5 protein-coding genes and 1 pseudogene are annotated in these 5525 nt (G+C 71.3%); 1 reads left to right on the top strand and 5 read right to left on the bottom strand.

What is annotated here, in order from left to right:
- The coding region (dinB, locus tag ACNPM4_RS10490) for a DNA polymerase IV (protein ID WP_448985629.1) at positions 1-808 on the bottom strand (808 nt) is incomplete at its 3' end.
- A 57-nt stretch (positions 809-865) separates the two neighbouring features.
- Here dinB and ACNPM4_RS10485 point away from each other — a divergent pair.
- Complete coding sequence (locus ACNPM4_RS10485; protein WP_448985628.1) at positions 866-1696, top strand: zinc-ribbon domain-containing protein; 831 nt, start codon at positions 866-868, stop codon at positions 1694-1696.
- 130 nt (positions 1697-1826) lie between these two features.
- Here ACNPM4_RS10485 and ACNPM4_RS10480 read toward each other — a convergent pair whose 3' ends face one another.
- The 4 genes and pseudogenes from ACNPM4_RS10480 to ACNPM4_RS10465 all read right to left on the bottom strand — a co-directional run.
- Positions 1827-2903, bottom strand: coding sequence for an enolase C-terminal domain-like protein (locus ACNPM4_RS10480; RefSeq protein ID WP_448985626.1), 1077 nt, complete (start codon positions 2901-2903; stop codon positions 1827-1829).
- A complete protein-coding gene (locus tag ACNPM4_RS10475; protein WP_448985625.1) occupies positions 2900-3655 on the bottom strand; it encodes an SDR family NAD(P)-dependent oxidoreductase in 756 nt (251 codons plus the stop codon). Before ACNPM4_RS10475 ends, ACNPM4_RS10480 begins: the two co-directional genes overlap by 4 nt.
- Before the next feature lie 54 nt (positions 3656-3709).
- Positions 3710-5101 carry a hypothetical protein gene (locus ACNPM4_RS10470; protein WP_448985623.1) on the bottom strand — a complete coding sequence of 464 codons (1392 nt, stop codon included), beginning with the start codon at positions 5099-5101 and terminating at the stop codon, positions 3710-3712.
- 34 nt (positions 5102-5135) lie between these two features.
- Positions 5136-5525 (bottom strand): annotated as a pseudogene (locus tag ACNPM4_RS10465) (peptidase C14); the annotation flags it as partial.

The raw sequence follows: 5525 nt of genomic DNA, 5'->3' as shown, positions 1-5525 counted from the left end.
CGGATCGCGGACGGCTGCCGAGCGCGCGCTGCGAGCCGACCGATCCGCGCCGCCGGGTGGTGTCGACCGGACGCGGATCCCGCAGCCGGGCCAGCGCGTGCACATGGGCGCCCGTCGCCTTGCCCAGCATCCGCTCCGCCGTCGCAGCCTCGAGCTCGGCGAGCTCACCGACGGTGCGGATCCCGTAGCGGTGCAGTTTCTCGGCCGTCACCGCTCCCACGCCCCACAGCCGTTCGACCGGAAGGGGAAGCAGGAACTCCTCCTCGCGCTCGGGCTCGACGACCAGCAGGCCGTCGGGTTTGCTCACGGCGCTGGCGACCTTGGCGAGGAACTTGGTGCGCGCGACTCCGACCGAGATCGCCAGCCCGGCCTCCGTGCGCACGCGTTCCCGCAGCCGCGCCGCGATCTGCTCGGGAGTGCCGGCGATGCGTCGCAACCCCCCGACCTCGAGGAACGCCTCATCGATCGAGAGTCCTTCGACGAGCGGGGTGGTGTCGCGGAAGATCGCGAAGACGTCTTTGCTCGCGGCGGAGTACGCCTCCATGCGCGGCGGGACGACGACGGCATCCGGGCAGAGTTCGCGCGCCTGCCGGCCGCCCATCGCCGTGCGGACCCCGCGCGCCTTCGCCTCATAGCTCGCGGCCAGCACGACCCCGCCGCCCACGATGACGGGTCGCCCGCGCAGTTCCGGGGCGTCGCGCTGCTCGACCGACGCGTAGAACGCATCGAGATCAGCGTGCAGCACCGTGGCTTCCCCACGCATCCGTGCTCCCGTCGACGTGCGGATCGTCGCACGGACCGCGGACATCCGGACCGTCGTCGACCGGGGCGACGCGATGTCCGTGCTCGCGGATATCGTCGGCGCGTGCCGGAACCGGTGAAGCAGTGGTGGGCGCGACGGCAGTTCTCCCGCGGTCGCGCCGTTCCGTATGAGGTGGGCACATACCGCGCCGGATGGGCGGCATACCCGGAGCTGATCCGGCAGTACCACCCCGAGCTCAACCACGGCATCGCGCTGTCGCAGGTCCCGCTCGCGGCCGATGTGCTGCTCTGTTGGGAGTGCCCGGTCGGACACCGGTTCGCCGCCACCCCGACCGAGCAGCGCGAGCGACCAGGACAGGTGCGGCGCCGCTCCGCGTGGTGTCCCGAATGCTCGGCCCTCGCCCGTCCGCAACCGGTCGTGCTGGGCGAAGCCCGCGCCCTCCCACGCAATCCCCGTCGTCCCGCGCCCGCGCTCTGCACCAAGACGCCCGACCTGCCCGCGGGAACCGCGTTCGTGAGCGCGTGCGCCCCGCGCCCGGCATCCGCGGTGGAAGGACGCCTCCGGGCAGAGCTCGGAGCGCTGATCGAGTTCGACGCGGCGGTGAACGCGGTGAAAGTGTCGCGCCCGTTCTTCCGGCACACCGAGGTCTGGCCCGACATCGTGTTCCCGGAACTGCGAGTCGCGCTCGAGTACGACACGGTCGGCCGTCACGGCCTCGAGCACGTCGGCAAGCGGCAGGATGCCGATCTGCGCAAAGACCGCGCCCTCCGTGCCGCCGGCTGGGAGGTCATCCGCATCCGCACCGGGAAGCTCGAACCCCTCGGTCCGCACGACCTTGCACTGTCGTCGGTGAGCGCCAAGAGCATCGCGCGCATCATCGACGAGCTGCGGGCCATCCGCGGTGCGCTGCTCGTGGACGCGTACCTCCGGTGAGGCGTTGCCGCACTTCCGGCCACCCGTCGCGAAGGAGAACTCTTGAAATGAAGGAGCCCACAGCGCGAAACGGCCTTCATTCCGCCACTTCTCCTTCAGAACGCGCGACGCGACTGCCGCCAGCCGCCCCTCATGCCTTCTCGAACGCGAACACTCCAGGATCGAGCGTGAAGCCGAGGCCCGGAGCATCCGTCGGCCGGATCCGTCCCTCGAAAGACGGGCCGCCGAGCACGAAAGACGGCGCGGGATCGTACGGGTTGACGCCTCGCGCAAAGGTCTCGACACCGATGCCGAGGTGGGCGGTGACCTCGGGATAGACATGCCCCGACACGGGCACACCACGCTCGGTCGCCCAGGCGATCACCTCGCGCGCCGGAGTCACGCCACCGATCGCGACGACATCGAGGCGCAACGCCTCGACACCGCCGACCTCGACGAGCGCCTTCAGCACGGCAGTATCGGTGACCTCATCGCCGACCGAGACGGCAAGCCCCGATTCCCGGCGGATGCGCGCGACACCCGCGGCATCCTCCGGCAGCAGCGGGTCTTCGAGCCAGGCCAGCTGCGGGTCTCCCCACTGCGCGATCTCGGCCAGGGCGGCATCGGCATCCGGCCACCCGAAGCCGACATCGACGATCAGACCGGTCGCGGAGGGCAGCTCGGCGTTGAGCAGGGTGAACAGCTCGCGCATATATGCCGGATCGGGAATGCGGGAGATCTTCACGTACGTCCAGCCGTCCGCCTGAGCGAGAACCTCGTCGGCGACCTCGCGCGGAGCCCGGTCAGGCGACGGATATGCGGCGACGAGGATCGAGTCCCGCGGCGCGTCTCCGGTGCCGAGCAGCTTCCACAGCGGCACATCCGCACGCTGGGCTGCGATGTCCCACAGCGCGATGTCGACGAGGCCGATGGCCCGACGAACGAGCCCCACCCGTCCGACGATCGCACTGCCGCGCAGCATCCGATCCCACGTCGATGTCGGGTCGTCGGCATCCGCACCGACCGCATGCGCCGCGACGAGCCGGTCGACTATCTCGGCCATCGGCGCCTCACGCGACAGGCAGTACGCGACGCCGGTCGTGCCGTCATCGGCGGTCGCCTGCACCGCGCTGTACTCGCGTCGGGTCACCGTCATCGCCCCCAACTGCAAGGGCGCGGGAAGGGGCAGCACGGCCGTGGCCGTGTCGATGCGGGCGATCGTGCTCATTCGGGCTTCTTCGCCAGGGGGATGCCGTAGTCGACCATGAAGCCGCCGTCGACGTAGAGGGTCTGTCCGTTCATGTAGCGGGACTGGTCGGAGACGAGGAAGCTGACGGCCGCGGCGATCTCGCTCGCGTCGCCCAGGCGCTTCGCGGGGATGCGCGACAGGATCGTGTCGAGGCTGAGTGTGCCCGCCTCGACGCCCTGGCGGAACACGCCCGTGTCGACGTAGCCGGGCGCGACCGCGTTCACCCGCACACCGCGAGAGGCCCACTCGGCACCGGCGGTAGAGGTGAGGCCGATCACCGCTGCCTTGGTCGTGGCGTAAGGCGCACGCCCCGCCGACCCGCGCGACGAGATGGACGAGATGTTCACGATGCGGCCGTCGCCGCGCTCCAGCATCCGCTTCCCTGCGGCCTGCAACGCCGAGAAGACGCCGTGCAGGTTCACGTCGACCACGGCCGACCATTCGTCCCAGCTGAGGTCTTCGATGCCGCGGTGGCGCTGGATGCCGGCGTTGTTGACGAGCACCTCGATGGGTCCGAGCTCGGCCTCGATCTCGCCGAACACCCGGTCGACGCCGGCGTGGTCGGTCACGTCGAGCTCGCGCCACAGGATGCCGGCGGGGTTCGCTCCCGCGGTCAGTCCGGGCACGCGGTCCGCGGCGACGACCGTGTAGCCGTCGGCGGCGAGGCGCTGGCCGATCTCCCAGCCGATGCCGGCGGATCCTCCGGTGACGATGGCGATGGGCGCGGTCATTGCTCTCCTCAGGGGGTTCGAGATTTGCTATAGCAAGTGTAGTGGCCGGGCGACTCAGCGGTCGAGCAGATCCGCGACCACGGCCGCCACGTGCTCCACGAGCAGGTCGAGCGCACCGGGAGCGAGCGGCGTCTGCCACGCCTGGTACGCGCCACGGTCATACGCGTCGCGCGTCGGCAGGTACACGAAGCCGGGGCCGTTCGTGAGATTCATCACGACGATCGGCGTCTCGGGAAACCGCGCCCGCAACGCGGTCTGCAGACGCGAATACGCCTCTCCCGGATGCCCCACGATCACCGCATCCCCGAGCCGCCAGGCCCACACCGGATGCTGCACCGTCGGACCCTCGATGTACCCGTCACGCAGGTTGCGTGCGCGACCGAGACGTTCCTCACGCGACCGCGGATCGATGTCCTTCCACTCCTCGGCGAGCTCTTCCAGCGCCGGCAGGTCGCGCAGCGGCAGCTCGACGCTCGTCACCGAACCGGCCGCGCCCTCCCCGCCGTGAGCCACCTCTCCCGCCCAGATCGCCAGCGGCGCTCCCGACTCCACGACGCCCTCGAGAGTCAGTTCCTCCCCCGGCGCCGGCAGCGAATCGAGGGCCGCGAGCACCGCATGCCCGAGCGAGCGTCCGTGGCGGTCGGCGACCGTGACGTCGCCGGTGTACTGCTCGCGGGGCGCCAGCTCGCCCGAGGCGCCCTGCACGAACAGGCACGGCGCACCCGTGGCGGCCTCGACGATCTCGCGCATCGCGCCGACGTAGTCCGGCGACACCTCACGGCTCTGCCAGGCGAGCGTGGTCGGGTGGCAGGCGTAGTTCACGAGCGTGCCGCGCACGACACCGTCGATGCTGAGGCGGCCGATCATGACGGTGTCATCGGCGGTGCCGGCGGGGTTGAAGCCCACGAGCGCACGCCCGTCGACGTCGAGCTCGCGATCGGCGGCCAGTGTGCAGCGGCCGGTCGTCCACTCGACGAGTCCGGGGACCGCCCCGTCGAGCGCCTCGCGTCCGGCGGCGATGCCCGCGGCGGCGAGCGCCTCGAGGTACCCGGGGATCAGCTCTCCACCCGGGAGGTGCGCATCGGCCGCGCAGAGCACCGCGCCGGCATGCGTGTGCGAGAGCGACAGCATCAGCTGGTCGGCCTCGAGTCCGAGTCCCGCCAGGATCGCCCCGCGGACGCCCTGTTCGTCGGCCACGCGGCGCCACCAGGTGCCGTCGACCGCGAGCAGCAGGCGCGGCCGCTCGTCTCCCGCGATCACGGCGAGCGCGGTCAGCTCGAACGGGCGGTGCGCCCCCTCGGAGCGCTCCCAGTCGGCGGGCCCCCAGTTCTTGGCGCGGATGCCGACGGGCGGCGTGATGTCGCGGCGGGCGATGCCGATGCGCGCGCGGGTGCGGGGGATACGGATGCGGTCGCCGAGATGCGTGGGCGATGCCGTGTCGTTCAAGAGAAGTCCTCCATGCTGTCCATGATGCCGCCGCTCACGCGCTCGTGAGCACGTCGGCGATCAGCACGCGGTCGCCGGCCTCGGGGAGATCCGCCTCGACGCCACGCTCGACGTTGTCGCTGTACAGCAGCGTGGAAGGCTCCGAGAAGCCGTCGGCCAACCGCAGCCGCCCTCCCACGAACTGGCTGCCGGTGACGCGCGCGTGATTGACGCCCGTTCCGATGTCGACATGTGCCACGCCCTTCGGCGCTGCCGAGGTCAGGCCGCTCAGCCGCCAGGTGATGACCCCCGAGCCGGCGGCCCTCGAGATCAGGGCGCCCTCGCCGCGCTCGGTGCTGAGCTCGACGCCCTCCAGCGCGATGGCCTGGTCGCGCACGGCGGTCGCGGAGAGCACGGCATCGCGCACCGAGCCGCCCCGGATGGT

Source organism: Microbacterium umsixpiens, from assembly GCF_053543675.1.
This window is presented reverse-complemented; position numbering and strand designations above follow the sequence as displayed.